Raw genomic sequence first — 25,752 nt, forward strand, 5'->3', positions numbered from 1 at the left:
CCCATCGAAGAGCCGCTAGATCACTATTAACATTGCGTTGACATTGAAGAATTTCTCGACAATGATCTACCTGTCCATGGGAGCGCTCTCCCGACCATGGGCACACGCTCGGGCGTTGAGCGCTCAACGACGACCGCTGCCTACGCCATCCCACACCAGCCAGACACTCCGAATCGTCGTCCTCCGGCCGACGATCGCATCCTGGCGCCCGGGATCCCCCGTGCCGCTCCGGCGGTCATGCGGGCTGCCGGTAAGCCGAACACCGGCCCGCCCACTCCCGGTCAGGAAGGCTGGAGGTCCCATGCGACGCACCACCAAGCTCGACCAATGGAGCCAGGAGCTCCAGCGCGCCCGAGACCCGCAGGAACTCTTCGGCGCCAGCGCCCACCACGGCACCGTACGGCTGCTGACCATGAGCGGGAAGATCCCGTTCCGCTCCGCCGTCGACGGCATGACCCCGCGCGAGCAGTCCGTCATCCGGCACCTGCTCGGCCGCGACGAGATCACGCTGACCCCGGTGGACTCCCCGGGCCTCGCCGCCTGCGACGTGCTGCTCGCCCACTCGGCGCTGGGCAAGCTGACCCTGCACGAACCCGCCCTCGGCGACCACCCCGACAGCGAGGTCGTCGCCGGGCTGGCCCTGCCGGACTGGCTGCGCGAGATGGTCGACGAGGAGGACCGCGCCGCCCGCGCCGCCGAGGACAACGAGCGCCGCCAGCTCGAGGAACTGCTCACCGGCTGGGTCGCCGACGGCTCCCTCGCCCGGCGCCTGGAGGAGGTCATCGACTGGGTCGAACGCGTCGAAACCGTCCTCGTCTACATCGGACGACGGATCTTCTCCCGCTCCGACTCCGGCTCCAGCACCCTGATCCGCGACGCCGTCCTGCCGGCCCTGCGCGACCGCGACCCCGCGGACTGGGCCCCCGAGGAACGCCTGTTCGTCGCCGCCATCCAGCTGCTGTTCCGCACCGGGCGGGCGGTGCGGTTCGAGGAGTTCAACGGCCGCCAGCTCAGCGCCGTCGGACTGCGCCAGGTGCTGCTGGGCCGGTGCGCCGCCTACCGGACCTCGCTCGGCGCCGCCCCCGCCACCGACCTGAGCACGGCGACGCTGGCGGAGCTCGCCGCGATCGCCGGCGACCTGGTGCCGCTCGTCGACGGCGGCGACGCCATGCGCTACCGCCGGGTCAACGGCCTGACCTACGCCAAGGACGAGTTCCTGCTGCCCTGGCCGCAGCACGACCGGGTGCTCGCCGAGCCCGCCCCGGCCATGCTCGCGCTCGCCTCGGCCCGGCGCTGGGACGACGGCGCCGCCGACGACGCCGCGACCTGGGTACGCCGGATGACCGGCCACGCCCTGCGCTCGGCCGCCGACGGCCTGGGCGTCGACGACCTGCAGGACGTGCTGCAGAGCATCGTCCTGGCCGCCGTCGTCGCCGGGAAAGCCGACTACGGCATGTCCAGCGGCGTCCGGGACCTGGCCCGGCTCGCGCAGGAGGCGGAGGGCTTCGGCGAAGGGATGCAGGCGCTGAAGAAGCCCGACTTCTTCTGCTGCGTGCTGCCGAGCGCCGCGATGGCCGAGGACCTGCCGGAGGAGGAGGTCACCGACATCCTGTGGCAGGTCGCACAGCGGATGATGTACAACCGCTGGCACTTCGTCCCCGGCAACTTCGACCGCGCCGAGGTCCCCCGCAACCGGCACTACTTCTTCCCGCCGCTCGTACCCGACATCGGCGAATGGGCGGACCTGCGCCACGGCGGGCACAGCACCGCCCGGGTCCGCTTCACCCTGCGAGCGCCGGGCGCCGCGATGTGGCTGCCGCCGCTGAGCGTGGGCGGCAAGAACTACCGGGGCGCCTACGACATCCGGCTGGTCCGGATGGACGGGCCGCCGTTCACCGTGGACGACATGCGCACCGCCAGCCGGTTCTCCGCCCTCGTCGACATCTTCTGGCGGGAGATCGCCGCGCACACCGACGCCCACGGCGGCCACGCACCGGTCTTCACCGGCTTCACCGCCGAGTGGTACGCCAAGACCGCCTGGCTCGACACCGTCCGCTCCCTCGGCGGTGGCCAGTGAGCCCCGACCGGTTGACCGTCGTCGTCAACGGCGAGGACCAGTATTCGCTCTGGCCCGCCGACCGCGACCGACCCGACGGCTGGAGCAGCACCGGCGCCGAGGGCGGGCTCGACGAATGCCTGGCCTACGTCGCCGAGCACTGGACCGACCTGCGGCCGAGGTCGCTGCGCTCGCCGCGGGCTACCGCCGCGGCCCCCGTCGACGAGACCGCGGCCGCCGTGGACCCCGCGACGGCGAGAGCCCTCGGCCCGCGGGTGGCGATCGACGAGCAGCCGGTGCAGGTGCTGGTCGAGCGCGCCTGCACGGCGGATCCGGACCGGATCGCGGTGCGCTGCGGCGACGACACCGTCACCGCGGGCGAGCTGATCAGCCGGGTCCGGGAGTGGTCGCGAGTGCTGCGCGGCCACGGAGCCGCTGCCGAGACGCCGGTGGCGGTGCTGCTGCCCCGGTCGGTCGACGCCGTCACCGCCATCCTCGCGGTGCTGCACAGCGGGTCGGCGTACCTGCCGATGTCGTTTCTGGAACCACCCGACCGGCTGGCGCGGATCCTCGCCGACGCGGGCGAACCGGTCGTCATCGCCTCCGCCACGACAGCCGGGCTGCTGCCCGGCTACGGCGGGACGGTGCTCGACATCGCGCACCCGCCGGCACCGGAGTCCGATGCAGACGACGGCGATCCGGACTGCGGCATCGACAACCTCGCGTTCATCATGTACACCTCCGGGACCAGCGGCACCCCCAAGGGCGTGCTGGGAACACACCGGCAGCTCGTCAACTACGTGCGGTGGTGCGCGGCGGAGTTCCCGTTCACCGACAAGGAACGGGCGGTGCTGCACGCGCCGCTGCACTTCGTCGGCTCGGTGATGACCCTGTTCACGGCCCTGATCGCGGGCTGGGAACTGGTCGTGGCACCGGAACCGGTGCCGTTCGACGCCCTGATCGAGCTGACCGCGCAGGCGCCCTGCGGGTTCCTCAAGCTCACCCCGTCGCACGTGCGGGCCATGACCGCGCTCGGCGGGGTCGACGACATCGCCCGCCAGGTCATGATCGGCAGCGAGCCGCTCTACCTGACCCCGGAGTTCGACCGGTGGATCTCCGCCAGCCCGGCGTCGGGCTTCGGCAACCACTACGGCATGAGCGAGACCGTCGGCGCCACCTGGTGGTGGATCGGCGCGGACCGCACCGTCGGCGAGCGGCTGCCGGTCGGCGCGCCGATCCGCAACGCCGAGGTCTACGTGCTCGGCCCGGACGGGCAGCCGCTCGGGTTCGGCGAGGCCGGCGAGATCCACCTCGGCGGGTCGGTGATCGGGCGCGGCTACCACGGGCAGCCGGTCCTCACCGCACAGCGCTGGGTGCCGCACCCGTGGGGCCCGCCGGGAGCACGGCTGCTGCGCACCGGCGACCTGGGGTCGATGCGCCCCGACGGGGTCCTCGACGTGCTGGGCCGCGCCGACCGGCAGGTCAAGATCCGGGGACAGCGGGTGGAGCCGCCCGCGGTCGAGGACGCGCTGCGCCGCTGCCCCGGGATCGCCGAAGCGGTCGTCGTCGCCGAACCCGACGGGCACGAGGTGCAGCTCGTCGCCTACCTGCGCCCCGAAGGCGAGGACCTGCCGACCGAGGCGGAGCTGCGCCGGCACGCGGCGAGCCTGCTGCCCGAGGCGTCGATCCCGGCCCGCATGCTCTACCTCGCCGCCTACCCGCTCACCCCCAACGGCAAGGTCGACACCCGGCGCCTGGCCCAGGCCCAGACGATCCGCCCCGCGCTGACCACGGCGTTCACCGAGCCCACCGGGCCGGTCGAGATCGCCGTCGCCGCCGTCGTCGCCGACGTGCTCAAGACCGACCGCCTCGGCGCCCTCGACGACTTCTTCGAACTCGGCGGCGACTCGATGCAGGTCGTCGAGGTCGTCACCCGCCTCGACGAAGAACTGGGCCTGCCCGCCGCGATCAGCGACGTCTTCGACCACCCGACCGTGCGGGCGCTCGCCGCCGCGCTCGCCGGGCGCGGTCCCGGCCGCGCGGCGGCTCCGGCCGCCGGGCAGCGGCCACCGCGCACGAGCAGCACGCCGGTCGCGCCCGCCCCGCCGATCGGCACCGACACCGGTGGGGTACGCGCGCCCTTCGCCGCGGCCGACAGCGGCGACGCTCCGCTGACCTGGGGACAGCAGGCGATGTGGCGGCCGCTGCAGTGGTTCGGCGACGCGAGCGCGGACTTCAACATCAAGCGCGTCCTGCGACTGGGCCGCCCGGTGCCGATCGCCGACGCCGTGACCGCCTGGAGCGAACTGGTCGGGCGGCACCAGGTGCTGCGGACCCTCGTCACCGACGACGGCACCGGCCCCCGCCAACGGGTGCAGGCATCCGGCGACCACCGGCTGGAGCTGCGCGACGGCGACCCCGACGAGGCGGCAGCCGCGCTGGCGGCGGCGCCGTTCGACCTGACCTCGCAGTGGCCGGTCCGGGTCGCCCTGATCACCGCCGACGGCCAGGCCGACGCGTTCGCGGTCGCCGCCTCCCACGCGGTGCTCGACGGCTGGGCGCTGGAACTGCTGCTGGGCGAGTGCCGCGACCTGCTGGAATCGGACCAGGCCCTGCCGCCGGTCGGCTGGCGGCCGCTGGACCAGGCCGCCTACGAGCAGTCCCCGGCCGGGCAGCGGCGGGCCGAGCAGGCCCTGGAGTTCTGGCGCGCCCAGCTTCCCGCCGCCCCGCAGCGGCTCTTCGCGGGACCGGACCTCGACGGCGGGGACCTGCCGATCGTGCGCTGGCGGCTGGAGTCGACCGCCATCCCCGCAGCGGCCGCGGCCCTCGCCCAGCGCACCGGTACGTCGTCGTCCACGGTGCTCCTCGCCGCCACCGGCCTCGTCCTCGGCGCCGCCAGCGGCCGCGACGACGTGGTTCTCAAGCTGATCGCGGGCAACCGCTACACGCCCCGGCAGAAGGAGCTCGCGGCGCAGGCCGCCCAGGACGGCATCTACGTCTTCCGGCCCGGCGGCGGCGATGTGCTGGCGGCGATCAGCCGCTGCTACCGCGACTCCACCGAGTCCTACTTCCACGCCGCCTACCCGCCCGACGACCTCGCCGCACTGCTGACGGCCGAGGCGGCAGACCGGGACCTGTCGGCGTTCTTCAACGACGCGCGGATGGGCCGCGACTGGGAGCCGACGCTGCCCGCCGAACCCACCCGGGCCGACCTCGACCGGCTGCGCGCAGCCACCACCGTGGCGCAGGTCGCCGCCCTCGCCAAGCACGACATGACCTTCTACCTGCAGATGCCCTACCTCGCCGACGGCTGCGCGCTGCAGCTGCTCGCCGACACCCGCCGGATCTCCCCGGCGGCGTGCCTGCGGGCGCTGCGCGGCATCGAGACGCTCCTGTGCGAAGCGGTGCTGCGCGACGTCGCGGTCAGCGAGGTCGGCGAGCTGCTCGAACTGCCCTGAACCGCTTGACCCCACCGACACCAGCAGGGAGAACATAGATGACCGAGACCTTCGCGACGCTGCGGGAGCTCGCCGCCCAGGACGCGCCGGAGCTGCTCGACACACCGCTGCCGCCCGACCACCGCTACCAGGTCGTCACGACCACGGTGGCGGAGGTGACCGCGCAGATCGTGGCGACGCTGCGGACCGGGTTCGCCGGGGTCGCCGCGGCCGACTTCCCGCTGCTCGTGGTCGGATGGGGCCGCTGCCGGGTCGGGTCGACCGCGGTGACGAACCTGTTCGGCATGGCCGGGGCCGCCTCCTACTACCAGCCGGTCAAGACCATCGGCCGGTTCGTGCTCACCGGCGGCCAGGGCGCGCCGTGGAAGCCGCCGGTCGGCGAGCCGGTCGCGTTCGCGAAGGAGATGGCCGGGCCGTACGTGCCGTTCGAGGACCTCTTCAACCCCGCCCAGTGCCTCATCGAAGCCGGGTGGCCGGTGGAGAAGCTGCACCTGATGGTGCTCGACCGGGAGCCGCGCGCGTCGATGGACTCGTGGATGGCGAAGTGGGAGGGCAAGATCGGCCGCGAGCGGGTGGCGGAGAACTTCTACCTGAGCACCCTCAACTACGCCCGGATGCGCAGCTTCGCCGCCCGTGAAGGACTCGCCACGACGCACTTCCCCTACGAGTGCAGCAAGCGGCCGGAGGAGACGGTGTCGCGGCTGTTCGCCCGGATCGGGATCAGCGACCTCTACGACCCGGCGATGCTCACCGGATGGGGGCAGGCCGGCGACCTGAACTCCGAACAGTCGAAGATCCACAACCCGGTGGAGCCGGAGCCCTACATCGTGCCCGGCCTGCACGGATCCGGCGACGAATACCGCTACCGCGCCCGCGAGATCACCTGCCTCACCGCCGAGGAGCTCGCCGTCGCCGACAGCCCCGAGGTGCGGTCGGCGTACCAGGCCTCGGTGGGCGCCTGCACCACGGAGCTGGACCTGCCCGAGCCGCTGCGGGCCGAGATCTTCGGGTGACCCGGGACCGATGACGAGCACAACCACCCAGCCCCGGGCCGGGCTCTGGTCCGACGCGGTCGGCGCCCGATGGCGGATCGCCCGCCTGCTGCCCGCGGCCGGCATCGGCGCCAGCACCGCCGCGATCGTCCTGAGCCTGCTGCGCGGACTGCTGCCGGTGGCTTTCGCGCTCGCGGTCAGCACCGCCGTCGGCCGCATCCCGGCCGCCCTCGCTGGCGGCGCGGTCGACCTGTCCGGGCTGTGGCGGGCGCTGATCGCCGCCTGCGGCGCGCTCATCGGGCTGCAGCTCGCCGAGGCCGCGCAGAAGGCGCTCGGCGAACGGCTCAGCCGCCGCGTCGACGGCCACATGTACGCCCGCCTCATCCAGGCCGCCCTCTCCTCCCGCGAGATCACCCCGCTGGAGGAGAAGGCGGTCCTCGACGAGCTGGGCGAGGCGAGCCACGAGCTGCGGTTCGCGTTCCGCACCCCCGGCGCCGCCTACGCCGGGCTGATCGCCCTGGTCGGGCCCTACACGCAGGTCGCCGGATTCACCGTGGTCGTCGCGGCGGCGCTCAACACGTGGGCGGCATTGGCGGTGCTCACGGTCGTCCTGCTGTTCCGGCAGGGTCAGCGCGGTGGGCTGCGCCGCTACGCCCGGGTCATCCGGGACGTGGCGGCGATCCGCCGGGAGAGCCGCTACCTGCGGGAGACCGCGATGGGGGCCGGTGCGGCGAAGGAGCTGCGGATCTTCGGGCTCACCGGCTGGTTCGCCGACCGGTACCGCGAGGTCTACCTGCGTACCCTCGCCCCGGTCTGGGCCGAGCGGCGGCGCATCTACCTCAAGCCGTACCTCGCGTACACCCTGGTGGGGTTGACCCTCACCGCCGTCGTGCTGGCACTGGCGGGCCGCCGGGCCGCCGGCGGCGCGCTGGACCTGGCCGGGCTGGCCCTGGTCCTGCAGGCGGTGATGGCGCTGCTGCGGCTCGGCGAGTTCTACCCCGACTCCGACACCCAGACCCAGTACGGCATGAACGCCGCCACCGCGATCAGCAGGTTCGAAGCAGCGATGGCCCGCCACACCGAACCCGACGACCCGGCCGCAGCCGGTGCGGCCGCCCGGATCGGCACGGCACCGCAGATCCGGTTCGCCGGGGTGCGCTTCGGCTACCCCGGCGCCGACCGGCCGGTCCTCGACGGCCTCGAGCTGACGCTCGCGTCCGGCACGTGCACCGCGATCGTCGGAGTCAACGGCGCCGGCAAGACCACCCTCGTCAAGCTCCTCGCCCGGCTCTACTCCCCCACCAGCGGCGCCGTCCTCGCCGACGGCGTCGACCTCGCCGGGCTCCCGACCGCCGACTGGCAGGCCCGCATCGCCGTCGTCTTCCAGGACTTCGTCCGCTACGAACTCTCCGCAGCCGCCAACATCGGCTTCGGCGCCGTCGGCCACCTCGACGACACCGACGGGATCCGGCGCGCCGCCGACGCCGCCGGGATCCTCGCCGCCCTCGACGGCCTGCCCCACGGCCTGGACACGCTGCTGTCGCGCGCCTATGACGACGGCACCGACCTCTCCGGCGGGCAGTGGCAGCGGATCGCGATCGCCCGCGCCCTCTTCGCGCTCTACCACGGCAGCTCGATCCTCGTCCTCGACGAACCCACCGCCGCCCTCGACGTCCGCGCCGAAGCCGAGTTCTACGCCCGGTTCGCCGAACTCACCCGCGGCCGCACCACCGTGCTCATCTCGCACCGGTTCGCCAGCGTCCGGCTCGCCGACCACATCGTCCTGCTCGACGGCGGTCGCGTCGCCGAGCAGGGAACCCATGACGAGCTGGTGGCGCTCGGCGGCCGCTACGCGGCGATGTTCACCCTCCAGGCGGAACGGTTCGACACGGACACCCCGGTCGAATCGCCAGACGACGCGGCCCAGCCGCAGAAGGTCCGGTAGCAGCGGTGTTCCGAGCGATCCGAGGACTCCTGCTCCTCTCCTTCCGGCAGCACCCGCGCAAGATGGCGATCGCGATCGCCCTGATGGCCGGCAACGCCGTCGCCGTCCCCGCCGGCGCGCTCGCCCTCAAACACCTCACCAACGAGGCCATCGCCGGGCACGCCGACCGGGCGGCCACCGCCGGGATCATCGTCGCCGCCTGCGCGATGGCCGCGCTGACCTGCGCGCACTTCGCACACATCGCCTACTTCGAAGTCTCCGAGATCAACGTCCTCACCATGGACCAGCGGCTGATCGCCGTCAGCAACGGCTCGCCCTACCTCGACCACCACGAGCGCCCCGAGCACGCCGACCGGATGGCACTGGTCCAGGAGGAGCTTCAGCGGCTCGGCGAAGGGCTCCAGGCCCTGCTCACCGGAGCATCGCTCGCCGTCGGACTCCTCATCACCACCGTGCTGCTCACCCTGGCCCACCCCGCGCTGATCGCCCTGCCACTGCTCGCCGTCCTGCCGCTGCTCGCCGGGCGCAAAGCCCAGGCGGCCGCCGAGCAGGCCCGCGAGCGCAGCGCCACCGACACCCGCCAGGCCCGCCACCTCTTCGAGCTCACCACCGCCGCCGCCTCCGCGAAGGAGCTGCGGCTGCTCGGCCTCACCGGCGAACTCCAGCAGCGCTACGCACGGCACTGGCAGCGCTCCAGCACCCGCATCTGGCGCGGCGAACTCGCCGCCGGACTGTGGCGGGCCGGCGGGCAGACGGTCTTCGCCTTCGGCTACGTCGGCGCCCTCATCCTCGTCGTCGGCGAGGCGGTCCGCGGCCGGGCCGGCATCGGTGACGTCGTGCTGGCGATCGTGCTCGCCGCGCAGCTCAACCAGCAGGTCGCCGCCGCGGTCACGATCGCGCAGCAGCTCCTGCGCAGCGGCCGGTCGCTGCAGCGATTCGACGAGGTACGCCAGACCGTCACCAACCTGGTCGGATCCGACCACACGATGCCGCCGCCGGACCGGCTCACCGACGGCATCCGGCTCGAACACGTCTCCTTCGCCTACCCAGGGACCGACGTACCGGTGCTTCGCGGCATCGACCTGCTGCTGCCCGCCGGAAGCACCGTGGCGATCGTCGGCGAGAACGGCGCCGGCAAGACCACCCTCGTCAAGCTGCTCGGGCGCCTTTACGAGGCGAGCAGCGGCCGGATCCTCGTCGACGGCACCGACCTGCGCCGCCTGGACCTCACCGCCTGGCGGCAGCGGATGTCCGCCGGGTTCCAGGACTTCGCCCGGTTCGAACTGACCGCGCGGACCGCCGTCGGCATCGGCGACCTGCCCCGCGTCGCGGACGACCGGGCGGTGCAGACCGCGCTCGCCCGTGCCCGCAGCGGGGTCGTGACGGCACTGCCGTCCGGATTGGACACCCGGCTCGGGCGCAGCCACGCCGAGGGCGGCACGGACGTCTCGGGCGGCCAGTGGCAGCAGCTCGCCCTGGCCCGCGCCATGATGCGGGACGAGCCGCTGCTCATGATCCTCGACGAGCCCGCGTCGGCGCTCGACGCGGAGGCCGAGCACCGGCTGTTCGCCCAGTACGCCGAGACCGCCTCCCGGGTCGCGAAGGAGACCGGCGGGATCACGGTCTTCGTCTCGCACCGGTTCTCCACCGTCCGGATGGCCGACCTGATCATCGTGATCGCCGGGGGCACCGTTCAGGAGTGCGGCACCCACGAGACGCTGATGGCGCTGGCCGGGACGTACGCAGACCTCTACAACATCCAGGCCGCCGCCTACCGCCCCTGACCCGCGGTGTCCCCCGCCCGGCTGACCTGGCGCAACCGGTGGATTTGACGAAACGGCGGCCGATACCGAAGGCTTCTCCCATGCTGGACCGGGGGTTGACGCTCGGCGGCCGCTACACGCTCGTCACCCTGATCGCCCGCGGCGGGATGGGCGAGGTGTGGCTCGCCGACGACATGGTGCTCGATCGCCGTGTCGCGGTGAAGATCCTGCTGCCGAACCTCGCCACGGACCCCGGGTTCGCCGCCCGGTTCCGGGCCGAGGCGCGGGCGATGGCGGCGCTGAGCGATCCCGGCATCGTCGAGATCTACGACTACGGCCAGACCGACTCGCTCGCCTACCTGGTGATGCAGTTCGTCGAGGGCGAGTCGCTGCTCTCCCTCGTGGACAGGGTGGGCCCGCTGGAGCCGTCGCGGGCGATGCGGATCCTGGCCCAGGCCGCCGACGCCATCCACGTGGCTCACAAGCAGGGGATCGTCCACCGCGACGTCAAGCCCGCCAACCTGCTGCTCCGACTGGACGGGCGGCTGGCGCTGACCGACTTCGGCATCGCCCGGATAATCGCCGCCGACCGGCTCACGGCGGCCGGGGAGTTCTTCGGCACCGCCTCCTATCTGGCCCCGGAGCAGGTCACCGGGGCTGAGATCGGTCCGGCGACCGATGTGTACGCGCTCGGCATCGTCGCCTACGAGATGCTGGCGGGACGCAAGCCGTTCGCGGGCGACAACCCGCTCGAGGTGGCACTTCAGCACGTCAACGAGGCACCCCCGGAGCTGCCCGCGAGCATTCCGGGACCGGTCCGGGCCATCGTGATGCGGGCGCTGGCGAAGGACCCCGCCCAACGCTGGCCCAGCGCCGCCGCACTCGCGCACGCCGCCGCCACGGCCCGCCGGGAGCTCACGGCGACGGCGACGCTGCCCCGTCCTGTCGCCGCCCACGCGGCAGCTCCTCGCCGCCGGAGATGGGCGGTGCTCGCCGGTGCAGTGGCGGCGCTGGTGCTCGTACCCGTCGCGATCTTCGTTTTTGCCGATGGCGGCGCTGACGACGCTCGGCCGCAGGGCGCCGCGGCCTCGCCTTCCGCGAGCCCTGCCGTCGCCGCCTCGGGCGTGCCGACGCCGAGCGTGTCGCCGTCCGTGCGCGTGACGCCCAGCCGCCGCGCGCCCTCGGCCTCGGCCGCGCCCAGCGGCGGCGGGCCGTCCGCGACCGCGTCCCCCACGGCCGAGCCGAGCCCGCTGCCCGCGAAGCGGATGGTGCCGGGCATGTACGGCTGGCGGGAGGTCGAGGTCCGGGCGGAGATGAAGCGCCTGGAGCTCGTCGCCCGCATCGAGTACAGGTCCACGTTCGACAAGTGCTATGTCATCGATCAGTCCCCGCCGGGAGGCACGGTCGTGCCCGCCGGTTCCACGGTCGACGTCGTGATCGCCACGGCGACCGGCATCTGCATCGTCGTCTAGGGCGCCAGCACGCAGGTGGGGCTGGGCACGGCGAGGGTCGACACGACCGCCGGGACACCGGTCGCCGGGTCGATGAGCATCGTGGTCAGCTCGTCGGACTTCTGGTTGGCGACGTGCAGGTGCGGGCCGACGACGGCGATGTGCCGGGGCCATGCGCCGGTCGGCACCTCGGTGACATACTCCGGCAGCTCGGCACCGAGCCGGAACACGCTCACCGTGTCGACACCCCGATTGGCGACGTAGAGGAAATCCCCGCCGACGGCGAGCTCCGAGACGAGGCACTCGCCGGTGGACCGGGTCGCGGGGACCTGCCCGACCAGCCGCCAGTCCGCGTCGTAGACCAGCACCTGCGTGCTGAGCTCGGCGGTGACGAGCCACGCGTCGCCGACCTGGACCAGGTGGCGGGGCCCGGATCGCGCCGGTGCCTCGATCAGCCCGTCGGCGATCAGCTTCCCGTCGCGCAGGCGGTAGCGGTAGATCGCGTCGCCGCCGAGGTCGGTGACGAGCAGCGCGCCGCCGGGCAGGGCCCGGACCTGGTGCGGGTGCCCGCCGTCCTGCCGCTCATGATCGCCGTGGCGGTCGTGGTGGACCAGGTCCGTGCGCTCCAGGATCGCGCCGCCGCCGTCGAGCCGGTGCACCGCGATGCTCCCGCCGGTGTAGTTGACGGTGACGAGGAACCGGCCGGTGGAGTCCACGGTGAGGTGGCACGGGTCGGCGCCGCCGGAGTCGACGACGGCTCCGAGCGGCGCGTCCGGCGCGTCGCCGCTGGTCGACCAGGCCGCGATGGTGCCCGTGTCGGTCTCGGTCTCCCCCACGGCGTAGAGCACGGGTCTCGTCGGGTGCCGGGCGAGAAAGGACGGTGAGGCGGCGGGCACGACCCGCTCCACCCGCACCGGCACGCCGGCCTCGGTCGCGACGACCGCGACACCGGCGCCCTGCCCTCGTTCGGGGGTGTAACAGCCCACCAGCAGCACGATCAGCTCCCATTCGGACGGTGGAGATACTCCGGTCGAAGGCCCAGTATCTCCGTCGCCGGGGCGAGGTCCAGCGGCACGGTCCATCCTGGCAGCTCACGCCGCCTAGGCACGTCCGGCAGCCACCGCCGCAGCAGCTCCTCGGTGGGCGCTGCGGCGAGCGTCTGCGGCGCGGCCACGGTGAACATCCGATAACCCGACAGCTGCGCGGTCAGCGCCAGCCACGCGGCGGTCGCGGCATCGCGATCCTCCAGGTACGCCCAGAGCGAGGCCGCACCCCGCTGGGGCTCGTACCGGTAGCGGTCGGCGTAGGTGGGCAGCCGGTCGCCGAGGCCGCCCAGCAGCGGGTACCGCAGGGTGATCACGGTCATCCCGTAGCGGCGGGCCATCATCGCCCCCGTCGCCTCGTCGGCCTGCTTGCCCAGCGCGTAGGAGTCGGCGGCCTGCAGCGGGTGGTCGTCGTCGATCGGCAGGTAGGCCGGGACCAGCGGCGACGGCGCGAACGCGAACCCGAGGATCGACTGGCTGCCCGCGAGCACCGCCCGGGTCACCTTGGCCCGCGCCGCCTGCTCCAGGACGGTGAAGGTGGCCAGGGAGTTCCCGCCGAAGACCCGCTCGGCGGTGTCGAGGAACGGTGACGGGATCGCCGCGCAGTGCACCACCGCGTCGGCCCCGTCGAGGGCCTCCCGGACCGCGTCTACATCGCCGGCGGCGCCGATGACCATCCGGTCGACCGGGGCGTCGGCGACCGGCACCAGGTCCAGGCCGGTCGAGGCGACGCCGCGTTCGGCGAGCAGCCGCAGCACGGCCCGCCCGAGCCGACCGGACGCACCGGTCACCAGGACCCGTCTCACGGTGCTTCGATCCCGCCGTCGGGACGGCGCACCCGAGCAGCCCATCGTTCGTGCAGGTGGGTGCTGGGCGGGTATTTCGCAGCTTCCGCCTCGTCGAGGTCGATGCCCCAGCCGGGCTGGTCGGAGGGGTAGAGGTAGCCGTTGACGGGCATCAGCGCACCGGGGAACACCTCGCGGACCGCGTCGGGCCACAGGTGGCCCTCCTGGATGCCGAAGGCGGGGGTGCTGACGTCGAGGGCGACGTTGGCGGCGGCGCCGATCGGCGAGACGTCGGCGGGCGCGTGCCAGGCGGTGCCGACGCCGCTGAGCTCGCAGAGCGCGACGAGCTTGCGGGCCGGGGTGAGGCCGCCGATCGCGGAGATGTGCACCCGCAGCAGGTCCACGCCGCCGCTGGTCACCAGGCGGGCCGCGTCGGCGACGGAGGCGACCTGCTCGCCGACGGCGATCGGCATCGGCGCCGCCGCCCGGATCTCGGGCAGCCGGTCGTAGAGCTCCAGCGGGATCGGGTCCTCCAGGAAGAACAGCCGGTAGGGCTCCAGCGCCCGGGCCAGCCCGATCGTCTGCTTCACGGTGAGGCGGTGGTGCACGTCGTGCAGCAGCGCGGGCTCCTCGCCCAGCACCTCGCGGGCCTTCTCGAAAAGCTTCGGGGTCTGCCGCAGGTAGTGCTGCACGTCCCAGCCGTCCGGGTAGGGCGCGTCCGGGTAGGAGTTCGGCACGCCCCGGCCGCCATAGGTGCCGACGCCGGGACCGCCGGTCTGCAGCCGCACGTGGCGGAACCCGTCGGCGAGGATGCGCTGCGCGTGCTCGATGGTGTGGTCGATCGTCGGGCCCTCGGCGTGCAGGTAGGTGTCGGCCGCCGCGCGGACCCGGCCGCCGAGCAGCTCGTAGACCGGCATCCCGGCGCGCTTGCCGGCGATGTCCCACAGCGCCTGGTCGACGCCGGAGAGCGCGCTGTTGAGGACCGGTCCGCCGCGCCAGTAGGACGACAGGTGCACCATCCGGGTGATGTCCTCGATGTCGGCGGGGTGCCGGCCGATGAGCATCGGTGCGACGTGCTGGTCGACGGCGGCCACGACGGCGTGGAAGCGCTGGGTGAAGGTGGCGCAGCCCAACCCGTAGAGGCCGGGGTCGTTGGTGTCGACCCGGACCACGATGACCGGGACGCGCTCGGGGGCGGTGACGATGGCCCGGACGCCCGTGATCCGCAGGGAGTCCCGCGCGGGCCAGGGGGCCTGGGTCTCCGACATGATGTTGTGCACGCCCTGACGGTAGCCGCTGCCGCGACCGCCGGGCCATGGACTGTGCGGACGGGTCGGCGCGGCCCCGCGGGCTACCGCCGGACCGGGGATCCGGCCTGGGCGAGGACCCCGTTGCCCGGCAGCGGGGCGACGGCCGGCAGGCCTCCCGCGGCGACCAGGCCCGCGATCCGGTCCGGGGGCAGGGCCGGTGCCAGCAGGTATCCCTGCATCAGCGAGCAGCCCGCCGCCTGGAGGTGCCGCCGGGTCGGCTCGTCCTCGATGCCCTCGGCGACCGTCCGCAGCCCCAGCGTCCCGGCGAGGGCGATCACCGAGGAGACGATCGCGTTGTCGTGCCGGTCGGAGGTCATCCCGGCGACGAACGACCTGTCGATCTTGATTTCGTCGAGCGGGATCATCCGCAGGTGCTGCAGGGAGGAGAAGCCGGTGCCGAAGTCGTCGAGGGCCAGCCCCACCCCGAGGTCGCGCAGCGCCGCGACGGTGCGCATCGCCCGGCCCGGGTCGGCCATCAGCGCACTCTCGGTGATCTCCAGCTGCAGCTGCCGCGCGGGCAGCCGGTGCTCGGCGAGACGACATCGGAGCCGTTCGACCAGGTCGTCGCGGAACAGGTCGCGGATACTGACATTCACCGAGGTACGCAGTCGCAGCCCCGCCGCGTGCCACTGCCCGGCCTGCGCGATGGCGTCGTCGAGGACCCGGTCGGTGAGCTGGTGCATCACCGGGGTGTGCTCGATCACGGAGATCACCTCGGCGGGCGACACCGGCTGCCCGTTCGCGTCGGTCCAGCGCAGCAGCGCCTCCACTCCCACGATCCGGCCGGTGCTCAGGTCCGCCTGCGGCTGGTAGTGCACCGCGATGGCCCGGCGGTCCTCGGTGACGATCGCCTGGCGGAACTGGTCGAGGATGGCGAGGCGCTGCGGGTGCCGGTCGGCGCCGAGGCGGTAGAGGGCGACGTCGACATTGTCGTGCTTGGCGTCGTACATAGCGATGTCGGCGTGGCGCATCAGCGTGGCGAAGTCGTCGCCGTGCGGCGGGTAGACGGCGATGCCGATCGCCGCGGTGACCTCGACCTCGAGGCCGTTGAGCGGCACCGGGCCGTTGAGCGCGGCGCTGATCCGATTCGCCGCCGGCACCGAGCCGTCGAGGTCCGCCTCGTCGGGGAGCAGGATGCCGAACTCGTCGCCGCCGAGCCGGGCGACGGCCGCACCCTCCGGCACACCTCGGCGGAGCCGCTCGGCGACCGCGACGAGCAGCTGGTCGCCGGTGTCGTGGCCGAGGGAGTCGTTGACGTACTTGAAGCCGTCGAGGTCCAGCAGGAGCAGGGTGAGGCCGCGCCCGTTCCGCAGCGGATCAGCGTTGGCCCGGTCGAACGCGGTCTGCAGGCCGGCCCGGTTGCCCAGGCCGGTGAGCGTGTCGGTGAGGGCGGCACGCTGGCGCTCCTCGGAGAGCCGGGCCATCCGCTCGACGGCGTAGAGCGGCATGATCACCAGCGGCACGAACCCGATGCTGACATGCCCGGCGACCGCGAGCACGGGGCTCATCATCATCAGAGCGGTGGTGTGCACGGCGGGGTCCCGCAGAGTGGACATCCGCTCGCGCTGCCGACCGGCGACGGGCGGATGCTCGGGCCGGGGCATCGTGGCGACGACCGACCAGCCGTAGACGGCGAGGAACGCCAGGACCGCGCCGATCACCGCGATCGTGTCGGTGAAGAGGTCGACGGTCGACAGCGCGTGGAACGGGTCGGGCTGGCCGAGCAGCAGCACCACGTAGGCGGCGCCGAACGCGGCGGCGTAGCGGGCCGCGCCGACCACGGCGTCCCGCCAGGGCAGCCGGGTACGCACCGCGATGATCACCACCGAGAGCCCCTGCACCAGGATCGCCGGGCCGAGGTCCCAGCAGAGCAGGATCGCGAAGGTGAAGCAGAGTGAGGGGCTGACCACCGCGCCGAGCGTGGTGCTCGACGGCGGGATGTAGGTGGCGGCCGAGGCGCCCAGGGCCAGCACCGCCATCACCCAGAACGGGCCCTTCTGCGCGGCGAGCGGCACCTGCGCCAGGCTGAGCACGGCCAGGACCCCGCCGATCACGGCGAGTGCTGTCGGCAGCGCTGCCGATCTTCGCACCGATGGCCTCCCGGCCAGCGCCTGTGGCGTCACGTCGCCTCCTTCAGCAGGGCTGCGAGCTGCACGAACGGCCAGCGTAGCCGAGCAGGAGGAGAAAATGAAACAATTCGCCTTTTACTCAGATATCACCCACCACCCCTTTTCGTGCACGCCACGGAGGGCTCAGCGGGGACGCAGCACCGCGACCAGGAAGTCCGACTCCGGCGTGAACGGCCGCAGGTCCCAGGTCGACAGCAGCAGGTCCGGCACCAGGCCGCCCGCCTGCGCGTCAGCGAGGAACTCGTCGAAGTCGTAGCCGCGCCCGGCACCGAACCCGATCACGGCCCGACCGCCGTCGCGCAGGTGCGCCCGCATCGCGCGGAGCACATCCCGGCGGGCTCCGGTCGCCAGGAACGTCACCACGTTGCCCGCGCACACGATGGCGTCGAAGCCCTCGTCGATGCCGAGCGACGGCAGGTCCAGGGTGCCGAGATCCCCGACGAGCCAGCGAGCCCCCGGGTGGTCGCGCTGCGCGGCGGCGACGAGCACCGGATCGAGGTCCACGCCCACCACGTCGTGGCCGACGCCGGCGAGGTAGCCGCCGATGCGGCCCTGGCCGCAGCCCGCGTCGAGGATCCGGGAGCCGCGCGGGAGCATCGCGTCGATCAGGCGCGCCTCGCCGACCAGGTCGGCCCCCGACTCCGCCAGCGACCGGAAGCGGTCGATGTAGCGCTGCGAGTGGGCCGGATCGGCCTGGATCATCGCGGTCCATTGATTCTGCGTACTCACCTGAGCATCATCGCAGGTGGGCGATGAGCGCGATCAGGGCTCCTGGATGGTGATCAGCTCGCCGGGGGTGCAGCCCAGCGCGTCGCAGATCGCCGTCAGGGTGCTGAAGCGGATCGCGCGGGCGTGGCCGTTCTTCAGGATCGACAGGTTCACCACGGTCACCCCGACCCTCGCGGAGAGCTCCACGAGGGTCATGCCCCGGGCGGCGAGCAGGTCGTCGAGGTGCACCTCGATCCGGTGCTCGGCGGACTCCCCCATCAGATGACCGCGTCGAGCTCGGTCCGCATCGCCACACCCCGGGCCACGAGCTGCCCGAACGCGGCGAGGATGAACGCGACCGCGAGCCAGCCGACCAGCGACTGGCTCGCCTCGACCGCCGCGCCCGAGGTGAGCATGGTCGCCGAGAGCGACCACTTCGCGAGGATGCTCGCCGCCCACGTGCCCACCCCGCCGAACGCGGTGATCCTGGCGATGAGCGTCAGCTCGCGAGCGGTCCGCTCCGTGAACGGGTCGCTCGCCTGCGCTGCCTTGAGCAGCGTCGCCATCCGCCGGGCGATCTCGCCGATCAGGAGCAGTCCCGGCACGATGGTCACGGCGTAGAGAAGACGCTGCGCCGGCGACGGATCCGTGACCGAGAAGACGAGCCAGCCGTCCGGGTCGACGACGACCCCCGGCTCGACGCCGCCCACGTCCCTCAGCCCGGTCAGCGTCCCGGTCGGCAGCTCCAGTATCACCGGCGACCCGGGGATGAGTGTGATCACCAGCACCGCCGCCGCCAGGCAGAGGACGGCGATGAAGACGAACGTCGCCGTCCCCCGCAACCACCGCAACCACGTGCCCAGCCCTCTGGTCTCCATGACACCCTCCGAGCATATCGAAAAACAATACGAATATCGAAAAACGATATGCCTGGTACGCAGACTCGTCAACCCCGGCAGCCGGGTGGGCTCTCGTCGCCGCGTCGGGGCCCCGGGATCGCGCATGATCGCGTACCTTCCCGGAAACAGTCCCCTCAGCGCCTATCGGTAGGGCTTGCTTCCGAGAAGCAGCACGATCTCGCACCCTGGTAGGGGCAGTTTCCCGGAACGTGCGCGATCTTGCGCGCTACTCCATTGCGGGTTGCTCGATCTGGTCGCTGAACACTCGAAATTCGTCCAGCCCGTCCTCGGTCTCCACTCCGTCCATGGCGGTGGAGACAACAGATACCTCTCGCCCGTCCGCCCCGCGATCGGTTCGGAGCACGTGGCAGCGGATGTGCGCCGCGACCGGGAGGCTGGTGGCCCGGGTAGGAGCGTCCCCGGCGAAGAAGATCGGCACCTTGCCCTCGAAAGTCCAGGACACATCGGCTGCGTCGACCAGGCGCACGCGAACCCAGCCCGGCCAGTCATCGTCGAGCAGCTCGATGGCCTCGACCTTGAGCAGAGACCAGCCACGCACCCTCGCGTCCATGCCTTGAATCATGCCCAGCGCTCGGCGGGAAGTCAGTCGACTTCTCGCGGCCAATCGGCGAACGACGCCCGGATCCTGGCGCATGCCTGCGGTGTCAGGCCGTACTGCAGCTGCCACACGTCGTCGGCGAGCCGGTCCAGGCGCACCATCGCGTCGGCGACCTCGTCATCGGCGAGCGCGGGGTCCGACGCCCGGCCGAGCTCCAGCAGCTCCTCCCGGGTGAAGCGATCCAGTGCCGCGCTCACGTCGATGTAGTCCCGGGGCTCCGCACGGGTGGCCAGCGCCGCGACCTTGGAGCCGATGACGTCGGCCAGGTGCAGCACCGGTCCGACCTCCATCATCCCCGGAACCTCGTTTCGGTCGAACCTCGCCAGCGAGAGCCGCACATGGTCGGTGGACCGGCTGACCTGCAGGTCGACGATCTCGGAGTCGAGTCCCTCGATGACGTCGCCGAGGTCGGACTCCTCCCGCTGCAACTCGACCTGGAACCCGGCCGCCTCCAGCGCGCCGGTGACGAGAGCGGTCGCCGAGCGCACCGCGCCGTCCCGATCGGTGAAGAGGTCGACGTCCTGGGTGGGGCGCTGGACGATGCCGTGCGCCATCAGCGCCTGCCCGCCCGCGAGCGCGAACCCGTGACCGGCAGCCGCCTGCAGGGCGATCTGCGCGACCTCGGTCTGCAGCGGATCAGGCGTCGTCGTCACACCGCCGCCGGCACGGCTTTCAGACCGGGGTGGCGGGACTCCCAGGCGACGCGTACGCCCGCCGGGACGTACAGCTCGTCCCAGAGCGAGCGCAGGGTCGGTCCGTCGAGCCACGTCTGCAGCTCCTGGACCGTGATCGCCTCACGGAGCACGGTCTCGTACAGCCAGCGGAGCAGGTTGCCGTTGTCGAGGTCGACATGGCGGTCGGCCTGCCAGAACAGCCGGTGCGGCAGCTCGACGACGCCAGCTGTCGGGCCGTGCAGCAGGGCCAGGTCGGGTGCGACGACGGCACGCCGACCGGGACGCGCGCCGGAGCGCGGCGTCACCCGATGCGGCTGGACTGCCATCTGACCAGCGTAACCCCTCACACCCGAGACCTGAAGCCCGCTGCTCGGCGACGTGCGTGAAGTGCCACCATCCGATGCGGCCGCGGCGGAGGGCGGACCGGACCGACCCTGTTCATTGGACGCGTAGCTGGCGGGCGCGTCTCTCCTGGCGCGCCCGCCGCTGGGACACCGTGCCGCGGTCGAGCCACCATTCGGCGGCGAGCACATTCACCATGAAGCCGACCCAGACGCCCATTCCGGTGAACACCTGCACCGTCGGGTCGAGTGGTCCTGCGCTCTGGGTGAGCTGATCGCCGAAGAACGCCACGGCGAAGACGACCGACCAGACCCGTGTGGTGATGATGGCGAACGTCAGCGCGAAGCTGCGGATCATCCACCGCCGGTGCTCGGCGGTGCGGCGGCCGACGGCCATCCGGAACCCGACGACGGTGACGATGAGCCAGACCGCGCCGAGAGTGACGTTGCCGGTCCGGACGACGGGTCCGAACGGGCTGACCGCGCCGACCGTGATCCCCAGCAGCCCGGCCGGGAGTACGCCGCCGAAGACGTACAGGCGCCCCATCGCTCGGTGTGCTCTCGGGTAGCGGGTGCGAAAGGCCGGCCAGATCTGGAAACAGCATGTCGTCATCGCCACCGAGCCGAAAACGACGTGGGCGACCAGGAGCCAGAAATGCGCCCCGAACCCGGCCGGGGCGGGGACGTTGGTGTTCGCGGGGTCGAAGGTGAGGTAGCGCGGCACCGAATACGCCATGAAGGCCAGGGCGACGAGCATCAGCGGTCCGATCCAGGGGCGGCGCCAGAAGCGGGGCCGCAGCTCGACAGTGCTGTTCATAAGGGTTCAGCTCCTCGAAACTAAAACTCTGTATGTGATACAAAAAATAATGTACCGCATACAGAGTTCTACGATGGGGACCGGTCCTGACACTTTTCCGATAGGAGCCAGATGTCGCGCGACACCGGCGGAGTCCTCCGCACCGTCGATCTTCTATGGGGCAAGGACACGCCACGCGGCACCCGCGGCCCTCGGCCGGGACTCGACCTGGAGAAGATCACGCGCGCAGCACTCGCCATAGCCGACGCGGAAGGCATCAACGCACTGTCCATGCAGCGGGTCGCCGGCGATCTCGGCTATACCACCATGTCGATCTACAACTACGTACCGGGCAAGGACCAGCTCATCGAATTGATGATCGACGCCGCGACCCCGCCGCCACCGCAACCCCAGGTCGGCGACACCTGGCGTGAGGAGCTGGAACGCTGGGTCCGGGCTACCTGGGAGCTCTACCACGCACACCCATGGGTCCTCAAGGTCCCCACCCTCAACCCCCCGCTCGGCCCCCACCAATTGGCCTGGTTCGAGGCGGCCCTGCAGGCTCTGATCCGCAGCGGACTCGCCGGCGGCGAAGTCCTGTCGCTCGGCCTCTACGTCATCGGCTCCGTCCGCGGCCAGGCCGCGATGGCACTCGACCTCACCACAGCCACATCCGCGCAGGAGACCGCCGACATCGCCGAAGCCATGTCCCGCGTCATCACCGCAGACCGCTTCCCCGCCCTCCACGCCGTGTCGACACCCAGCAGCACCGAGGAGTACGGCGCCGCAGGACAACGGCTGATGGAACTGGAATTCGGACTGAAGCTCCTGCTCGACGGGGTCGAAGCCTACGTAGAGCACCGCTCCTCGGCAGCGGTCATTCCTCACACCGCAAGGTGATTGAAACAACCAGCAACCAATGTAAGATCGCAGGTACATGGCTACCTATCGAAGTCCCGCAGTGCTGCTGTCCGCAGACGGCACGAGAACGTCCGGCACAGTCGCCCTCTTCACCGAGCCTGCCCGCAAGGGCGGCATTCCTCCATGGGCCGGCGACTTCCGTCCCGGCGCCGATTCTCCCAGCATCAAGAGTCCGGTCGGAAAGACCTTGACGCTGGAGATGCCTGACGGCCGCACGGCCAAGGTGCTCGTCCAGAGCCTCAAGGGCGGGTCGAAGGCCAGCGTCCTGGCCCTGCTCGGCGAGGATCTCGCGCCCTTCTGAGCGCATTATTCGTAGATCTTGTGCGTTTCCGTCGCCAGAGCGACGGAAAACGCACAAGATCTAGAAATCACGGCCTTTCGTAGTGGGTCACCACCACCGCGCCGTCGACGAGCCTCGACTCGACCGCGCGCAGGCGGATCCGCTCCCCCGGCTCGGCGAACAGCGGCCGTCCACCACCGAGGACCACCGGGTGTACGGCGACGTGGTACTCGTCGATCAACCCGAGCCCCGTCAGCACCGCCGCGAGTCCGGAACCGCCCGTGAGCAGCAGATCTTCGCCGTCGCCGGCCTTCAGCGCCGCGACCTCGTCGGCGAGCCCGTCGGCCCCGATGACCCGGCTGGTCCACTCGTCACCGGCGAAGCTCCGCGAGAACACGACCTTCGGCGTGGCCCGCCAGAACGGCGCGAACGACCGCACGTGCGAATCGTCGACGGCCGACTCAGCCTGCGGCCAGAAGCCGACCATCATCTCCCAGACCGCCCGCCCGTAGAGCAGCGTGTCGACCCGCTTGTTGAGGCCGTCGGAGTACGCGAAGAGCTCCGGCCCCAGCACCGGCCAGTCGAACTCCCCCTCTGGCCCGTTGATGAACCCGTCCACCGAACTGTGCACCCAGTAAATGATCTTCCGCATGTCAGGCTCCCATCCCGCTCACCACATCTACACCCCCAGGTCGGAGCCGGGACCCGGTTCTCGACATGTGAAAGGCACCAGAAATGAGCGTTCGCTATGCCGGGTGCAGCCACCAGTCGATGACGGCGAGGGTGACCATCGACAGGGCGGTCGTCGCGATCACGGTCCGCCGGGCGATCGAGGATCCCTGGTCGTATTCGCGGGCGAAGATATAGGTGTTCTGGGCGGTGGGCAGCGCCGCGCAGACCACCAGCGCCAGCAGGTCGGTCCGGCTCAGATCCAGGGCGATCCCCACCAGGTACGCCACCAGCGGCTGCCCGACCAGCTTCAGCACCGACAGCGCGGCCATCTCGCTGCGCTCACCCGCGAGCGCCGGCCCGCGTACCGTCAGGGAGAGCCCGAGCGCGACGAGCGCCGTGGGGACCGCAGCGGCGCCGAGGAGCTCGAGCGGCCCGGTGACCGCGACCGGCGGCAGCCACCCCGTCACCGAGCAGACCGCACCGGCCGCGAGCCCGATGATGACCGGGTTGCGCAGCGGCATCGCGGCGAGCCGCCCGAGGCTGAACCGCCGATCGCCGCCCCGGTCGAGCAGCAGCAGGATGACCGGGGTGACGATGAGCACCTGGAAGAGCAGCACTCCGGTGAGGAAGGCCGCGTTGCCCAGCACGTAGAGGGCGATCGGTATCCCGAGGTTCGCGGAGTTGATGTAGCCGGCCGCCATCGCGGCGATCGTCGCCTCGCCGGGCTTGCGGCGGAAGATCCGGCTGCTGAGCCAGAATCCCGAGCCCATCACGACCAGGGTGCTGGCGGCGAAGGCGCCGAGCGCGGGCCCGCTGACCGACAGGGTGGCCCGGGACAGGGCGGTGAAGAGCGCGGCGGGCATCGCCAGGTGGAAGACGAAGCCGCCGAGGACCCGGTCGGCGTCCGTGCCGAGCAGCCGGTAGCGCCCGGCAAGGTAGCCGAGCAGCGTCAGGACCCAGATCGGGATGAAGGCCGCGATCACGTAAGGCCTCCTCGTGCCGACCGGGCCCGAGCCTATACAGGCCACGATCGCGTCAGGCCGCCACACCGCTCGGGTGTGACGGCCTGACGATCACCGCAGGGCGCTACGGCTGGACGGCGAGCCGGAACGACTGCGCCCCGGTGCCGTTGCAGGCGTACTGCACCAGCTGGACGCTGTCGGCGGTCGAGGCCGCCGGCACGTCCAGGCACTTGCCGCTGTGCCGGGCGACGAAGTGGAAGTAGCCGCCGCCCTCGGAGACGGGCAGCCACTGCTGGTTGTTGCCGCCGACGTAGTTCCACAGGTTGATCAGGGCGTTGTCGGCGGTCGAGACGCCGGCCACGTCGAGCACCTGGGCGGAGTTGTTGCGGTTGTTGATCCGCACGTATCCGCCGCTGGTCGGCTGGAACTGGTACTGCTGGGCGTAGGAGTTGTTGCAGGTGTACTGCTGGATCACGGTGCCGTTGGCGGTCCCCGACGAGCGGGCGTCGACGCACTTGTTGCTGGTCTTGTTGATCACGGTGTTCCAGGTGTTCGACGGGATCGTGCCGCCTCCGCCACCACCGGCGCCGAACGGGCTGAGGATGATCCCGGCCGCGCGCGGGTCGCCGTCGTTGACGAGGGACTCGAAGGCGCCGACATCGTCGAACGCGAACGCGTACGCCTTACCGTCCACCATGTTCGCGTGGATGATCTTCCCGTACTGGTTGGCGGGGTTGTTCTTGTAGAAGTCGCCCGCGTTGAGGCTCGGCTGGGTGTCGATGGTGCCGAGCGTGCCCCGGTTGAGGGCGGCGCAGAGCGTCCGCGAGATCGGCCCGACGATGAGGTCGTTGGGCGCGGCGAGGTTGCCGTCGCAGCCCCACACGTTGGCGCTGCTGGGCTTGTTGAACGAGGCCACCTGTGCGCCGCTGGTGTTGGTGAAGTTCATGACGTTGCCGCTGGTCCGGCCGAAGAACTTGGTGTTCGGCTGGTCCCCGAAGGGCACCACGGTGAGCGTCTTGGACGCGTAGGCGTTCCACGCCGAGGTGATGTAGCTGTCGTAGTAGGTCGCGCTGAACAGGCCCGCACCGGCGGCCTTGCCCGGGGCGAGCATCCGCAGCACGGTGCCGTCGGAGCGGGTGTAGCCGGTGTTCGCCCAGCCGGACTGCGCCTTGATCGTGTTGATGATCGTGTCGCGGCCGTTGTTGACGACGTCGCCCGTGCGCTTGGTGACGCCGTTGGCACCGGTGACGGTGACGGCGTGCGGCACGGCGAACATGTCCACCTGCGAGCTGTTGAGCCAGAGCCCGGCGTCGTTGTAGGTGAACTCGCTCCAGTCGAACAGGATGTTCTGGTTGGGGTCGCCGGCCGCCCACGGTGCGGGCTGGACCAGGCCGTCCGGGGTGAGGAAGAACTTGAGCTTCTCACCGAAGGAGAAGTAGACCCGGCCGGAGAAGCCGCGCGGGACGTTGATCGTGGTGCTGCCGCCGTTGCCGGGGCCGCCGATCGCGACATCCGGCGCGGGCGAGGGCGGGAGCTGCCCGCCGCTCCAGGCGGTGAAGGTGCCGCCGCCGTTGACGTAGCCCAGGCGCCCGTTGCTCAGGTTGACGCCGATGACGTAGAGGTAGACCGCGTCGCCACGGCCGGTGCTGTTGGTGACCGTGACGGGGAGCAGCGCGGGCCCGATCGCGTGGGCCGGGGTGGCGGCTGCGGCGATCGCCATGGGGACGGCCATGGCGGTCGCGGCGAGCGCGCCGAGGAGCTTTCTGGAGGTACGCATACCGATGTGTCCTCGCATTTCGCTGGCGGGTGGCCGCGCGGACGCCGGGCGGCGTCGTACGCGGCGGGACTGGGTGATTTCTCACGGTACCCAGGCCGTGAGAGCGCTCTCACACAACGCGGTTAAGGATATCCATCGGGGTGCGAGAGCGCTCTCACGGTAACTCGTAAG

General features: G+C 71.7%; 22 protein-coding genes. 8 read left to right on the forward strand and 14 right to left on the reverse strand.

The window, feature by feature from the left end; genetic code table 11:
- The first annotated feature begins 301 nt into the window (after positions 1 to 301).
- From F4553_RS04740 to F4553_RS04765, 6 genes are all read left to right on the forward strand, one after another.
- Complete coding sequence (locus tag F4553_RS04740; protein ID WP_184832518.1) at positions 302 to 2,077, forward strand: hypothetical protein; 1,776 nt, start codon at positions 302 to 304, stop codon at positions 2,075 to 2,077.
- Complete coding sequence (locus F4553_RS04745; protein ID WP_184832520.1) at positions 2,074 to 5,514, forward strand: AMP-binding protein; 3,441 nt, start codon at positions 2,074 to 2,076, stop codon at positions 5,512 to 5,514. Before F4553_RS04740 ends, F4553_RS04745 begins: the two co-directional genes overlap by 4 nt.
- Before the next feature lie 38 nt (positions 5,515 to 5,552).
- A complete protein-coding gene (locus tag F4553_RS04750; RefSeq protein ID WP_184832522.1) occupies positions 5,553 to 6,527 on the forward strand; it encodes a sulfotransferase family protein in 975 nt (324 codons plus the stop codon).
- 10 nt (positions 6,528 to 6,537) lie between these two features.
- Entirely contained in the window at positions 6,538 to 8,451 is a 1,914-nt protein-coding gene (locus F4553_RS04755; protein WP_184832524.1) for an ABC transporter ATP-binding protein, read from the forward strand.
- Between the two features lie 5 nt (positions 8,452 to 8,456).
- Positions 8,457 to 10,235, forward strand: coding sequence for an ABC transporter ATP-binding protein (locus tag F4553_RS42245; protein WP_221469694.1), 1,779 nt, complete (start codon positions 8,457 to 8,459; stop codon positions 10,233 to 10,235).
- Between the two features lie 80 nt (positions 10,236 to 10,315).
- On the forward strand, positions 10,316 to 11,686 hold the full coding sequence (locus tag F4553_RS04765; protein ID WP_184832526.1) for a serine/threonine-protein kinase: 1,371 nt from the start codon (positions 10,316 to 10,318) through the stop codon (positions 11,684 to 11,686).
- Here F4553_RS04765 and F4553_RS04770 read toward each other — a convergent pair.
- From F4553_RS04770 to F4553_RS04820, 11 genes are all read right to left on the reverse strand, one after another.
- A complete protein-coding gene (locus F4553_RS04770; RefSeq protein ID WP_312875085.1) occupies positions 11,683 to 12,660 on the reverse strand; it encodes a lactonase family protein in 978 nt (325 codons plus the stop codon). The two genes, F4553_RS04765 and F4553_RS04770, sit on opposite strands and share 4 nt — an antisense overlap.
- A 2-nt stretch (positions 12,661 to 12,662) precedes the next feature.
- Positions 12,663 to 13,514, reverse strand: a complete 852-nt coding sequence (locus tag F4553_RS04775) for an NAD-dependent epimerase/dehydratase family protein (RefSeq protein ID WP_312875086.1) — start codon at positions 13,512 to 13,514, stop codon at positions 12,663 to 12,665.
- A complete protein-coding gene (locus tag F4553_RS04780; RefSeq protein ID WP_312875087.1) occupies positions 13,511 to 14,773 on the reverse strand; it encodes an enolase C-terminal domain-like protein in 1,263 nt (420 codons plus the stop codon). The genes F4553_RS04775 and F4553_RS04780 overlap by 4 nt, the downstream gene beginning before the upstream one ends.
- A 71-nt stretch (positions 14,774 to 14,844) precedes the next feature.
- A complete protein-coding gene (locus F4553_RS04785; RefSeq protein ID WP_312875088.1) occupies positions 14,845 to 16,893 on the reverse strand; it encodes a putative bifunctional diguanylate cyclase/phosphodiesterase in 2,049 nt (682 codons plus the stop codon).
- A 162-nt stretch (positions 16,894 to 17,055) separates the two neighbouring features.
- Positions 17,056 to 17,634, reverse strand: coding sequence for a class I SAM-dependent methyltransferase (locus tag F4553_RS04790; protein ID WP_184833240.1), 579 nt, complete (start codon positions 17,632 to 17,634; stop codon positions 17,056 to 17,058).
- A 60-nt stretch (positions 17,635 to 17,694) separates the two neighbouring features.
- On the reverse strand, positions 17,695 to 17,919 hold the full coding sequence (locus F4553_RS04795; RefSeq protein WP_184832532.1) for a helix-turn-helix domain-containing protein: 225 nt from the start codon (positions 17,917 to 17,919) through the stop codon (positions 17,695 to 17,697).
- Complete coding sequence (locus F4553_RS04800; protein ID WP_184832534.1) at positions 17,919 to 18,518, reverse strand: DUF2975 domain-containing protein; 600 nt, start codon at positions 18,516 to 18,518, stop codon at positions 17,919 to 17,921. Before F4553_RS04800 ends, F4553_RS04795 begins: the two co-directional genes overlap by 1 nt.
- Before the next feature lie 247 nt (positions 18,519 to 18,765).
- The gene (locus tag F4553_RS04805; RefSeq protein WP_184832536.1) at positions 18,766 to 19,110 is read right to left on the reverse strand and encodes a hypothetical protein; all 345 of its coding nucleotides are present in this window, start codon (positions 19,108 to 19,110) and stop codon (positions 18,766 to 18,768) included.
- Between the two features lie 32 nt (positions 19,111 to 19,142).
- The gene (locus F4553_RS04810; RefSeq protein WP_312875089.1) at positions 19,143 to 19,811 is read right to left on the reverse strand and encodes a nucleotidyl transferase AbiEii/AbiGii toxin family protein; all 669 of its coding nucleotides are present in this window, start codon (positions 19,809 to 19,811) and stop codon (positions 19,143 to 19,145) included.
- Entirely contained in the window at positions 19,808 to 20,158 is a 351-nt protein-coding gene (locus F4553_RS04815; protein WP_184832538.1) for a hypothetical protein, read from the reverse strand. The genes F4553_RS04810 and F4553_RS04815 overlap by 4 nt, the downstream gene beginning before the upstream one ends.
- A 112-nt stretch (positions 20,159 to 20,270) precedes the next feature.
- Positions 20,271 to 20,990: a DUF2306 domain-containing protein gene (locus F4553_RS04820; RefSeq protein ID WP_184832540.1), complete on the reverse strand. Its 720-nt coding sequence runs from the start codon at positions 20,988 to 20,990 to the stop codon at positions 20,271 to 20,273.
- Positions 20,991 to 21,101: 111 nt separating this feature from the next.
- Between F4553_RS04820 and F4553_RS04825 the strand changes: the two genes are divergently transcribed.
- Positions 21,102 to 21,869: a TetR/AcrR family transcriptional regulator gene (locus tag F4553_RS04825; protein ID WP_184832542.1), complete on the forward strand. Its 768-nt coding sequence runs from the start codon at positions 21,102 to 21,104 to the stop codon at positions 21,867 to 21,869.
- A 37-nt stretch (positions 21,870 to 21,906) separates the two neighbouring features.
- Positions 21,907 to 22,191, forward strand: a complete 285-nt coding sequence (locus F4553_RS04830; RefSeq protein ID WP_221469695.1) for a hypothetical protein — start codon at positions 21,907 to 21,909, stop codon at positions 22,189 to 22,191.
- Between the two features lie 67 nt (positions 22,192 to 22,258).
- On the opposite strand, the gene F4553_RS04835 is transcribed toward F4553_RS04830, so the two are convergent.
- The 3 genes from F4553_RS04835 to F4553_RS04845 form a co-directional block, all read right to left on the reverse strand.
- Positions 22,259 to 22,822: a dihydrofolate reductase family protein gene (locus F4553_RS04835; RefSeq protein WP_184832544.1), complete on the reverse strand. Its 564-nt coding sequence runs from the start codon at positions 22,820 to 22,822 to the stop codon at positions 22,259 to 22,261.
- A gap of 94 nt (positions 22,823 to 22,916) precedes the next feature.
- Complete coding sequence (locus F4553_RS42250; protein WP_184832546.1) at positions 22,917 to 23,825, reverse strand: AEC family transporter; 909 nt, start codon at positions 23,823 to 23,825, stop codon at positions 22,917 to 22,919.
- 103 nt (positions 23,826 to 23,928) lie between these two features.
- On the reverse strand, positions 23,929 to 25,581 hold the full coding sequence (locus F4553_RS04845; RefSeq protein WP_184832548.1) for a beta-1,3-glucanase family protein: 1,653 nt from the start codon (positions 25,579 to 25,581) through the stop codon (positions 23,929 to 23,931).
- Between the last annotated feature and the right edge of the window lie 171 nt (positions 25,582 to 25,752).

Source organism: Allocatelliglobosispora scoriae (assembly GCF_014204945.1).
GTDB lineage: Bacteria > Actinomycetota > Actinomycetes > Mycobacteriales > Micromonosporaceae > Allocatelliglobosispora > Allocatelliglobosispora scoriae.

What these genes read in the sequence shown, in the direction of transcription:
- F4553_RS04845 (WP_184832548.1), bottom strand. Translation starts at nt 25,581, where the DNA reads ATGCGTACCTCCAGAAAGCTCCTCGGCGCGCTCGCCGCGACCGCCATG.
- F4553_RS04740 (WP_184832518.1), top strand. Translation starts at nt 302, where the DNA reads ATGCGACGCACCACCAAGCTCGACCAATGGAGCCAGGAGCTCCAGCGC.
- F4553_RS04795 (WP_184832532.1), bottom strand. Translation starts at nt 17,919, where the DNA reads ATGGGGGAGTCCGCCGAGCACCGGATCGAGGTGCACCTCGACGACCTG.
- F4553_RS04825 (WP_184832542.1), top strand. Translation starts at nt 21,102, where the DNA reads ATGTCGCGCGACACCGGCGGAGTCCTCCGCACCGTCGATCTTCTATGG.
- F4553_RS04755 (WP_184832524.1), top strand. Translation starts at nt 6,538, where the DNA reads ATGACGAGCACAACCACCCAGCCCCGGGCCGGGCTCTGGTCCGACGCG.
- F4553_RS04765 (WP_184832526.1), top strand. Translation starts at nt 10,316, where the DNA reads ATGCTGGACCGGGGGTTGACGCTCGGCGGCCGCTACACGCTCGTCACC.
- F4553_RS04805 (WP_184832536.1), bottom strand. Translation starts at nt 19,110, where the DNA reads ATGGACGCGAGGGTGCGTGGCTGGTCTCTGCTCAAGGTCGAGGCCATC.
- F4553_RS04800 (WP_184832534.1), bottom strand. Translation starts at nt 18,518, where the DNA reads ATGGAGACCAGAGGGCTGGGCACGTGGTTGCGGTGGTTGCGGGGGACG.
- F4553_RS04835 (WP_184832544.1), bottom strand. Translation starts at nt 22,822, where the DNA reads ATGCGGAAGATCATTTACTGGGTGCACAGTTCGGTGGACGGGTTCATC.
- F4553_RS04830 (WP_221469695.1), top strand. Translation starts at nt 21,907, where the DNA reads ATGGCTACCTATCGAAGTCCCGCAGTGCTGCTGTCCGCAGACGGCACG.
- F4553_RS04815 (WP_184832538.1), bottom strand. Translation starts at nt 20,158, where the DNA reads ATGGCAGTCCAGCCGCATCGGGTGACGCCGCGCTCCGGCGCGCGTCCC.
- F4553_RS04790 (WP_184833240.1), bottom strand. Translation starts at nt 17,634, where the DNA reads ATGATCCAGGCCGATCCGGCCCACTCGCAGCGCTACATCGACCGCTTC.
- F4553_RS04820 (WP_184832540.1), bottom strand. Translation starts at nt 20,990, where the DNA reads ATGAACAGCACTGTCGAGCTGCGGCCCCGCTTCTGGCGCCGCCCCTGG.
- F4553_RS04750 (WP_184832522.1), top strand. Translation starts at nt 5,553, where the DNA reads ATGACCGAGACCTTCGCGACGCTGCGGGAGCTCGCCGCCCAGGACGCG.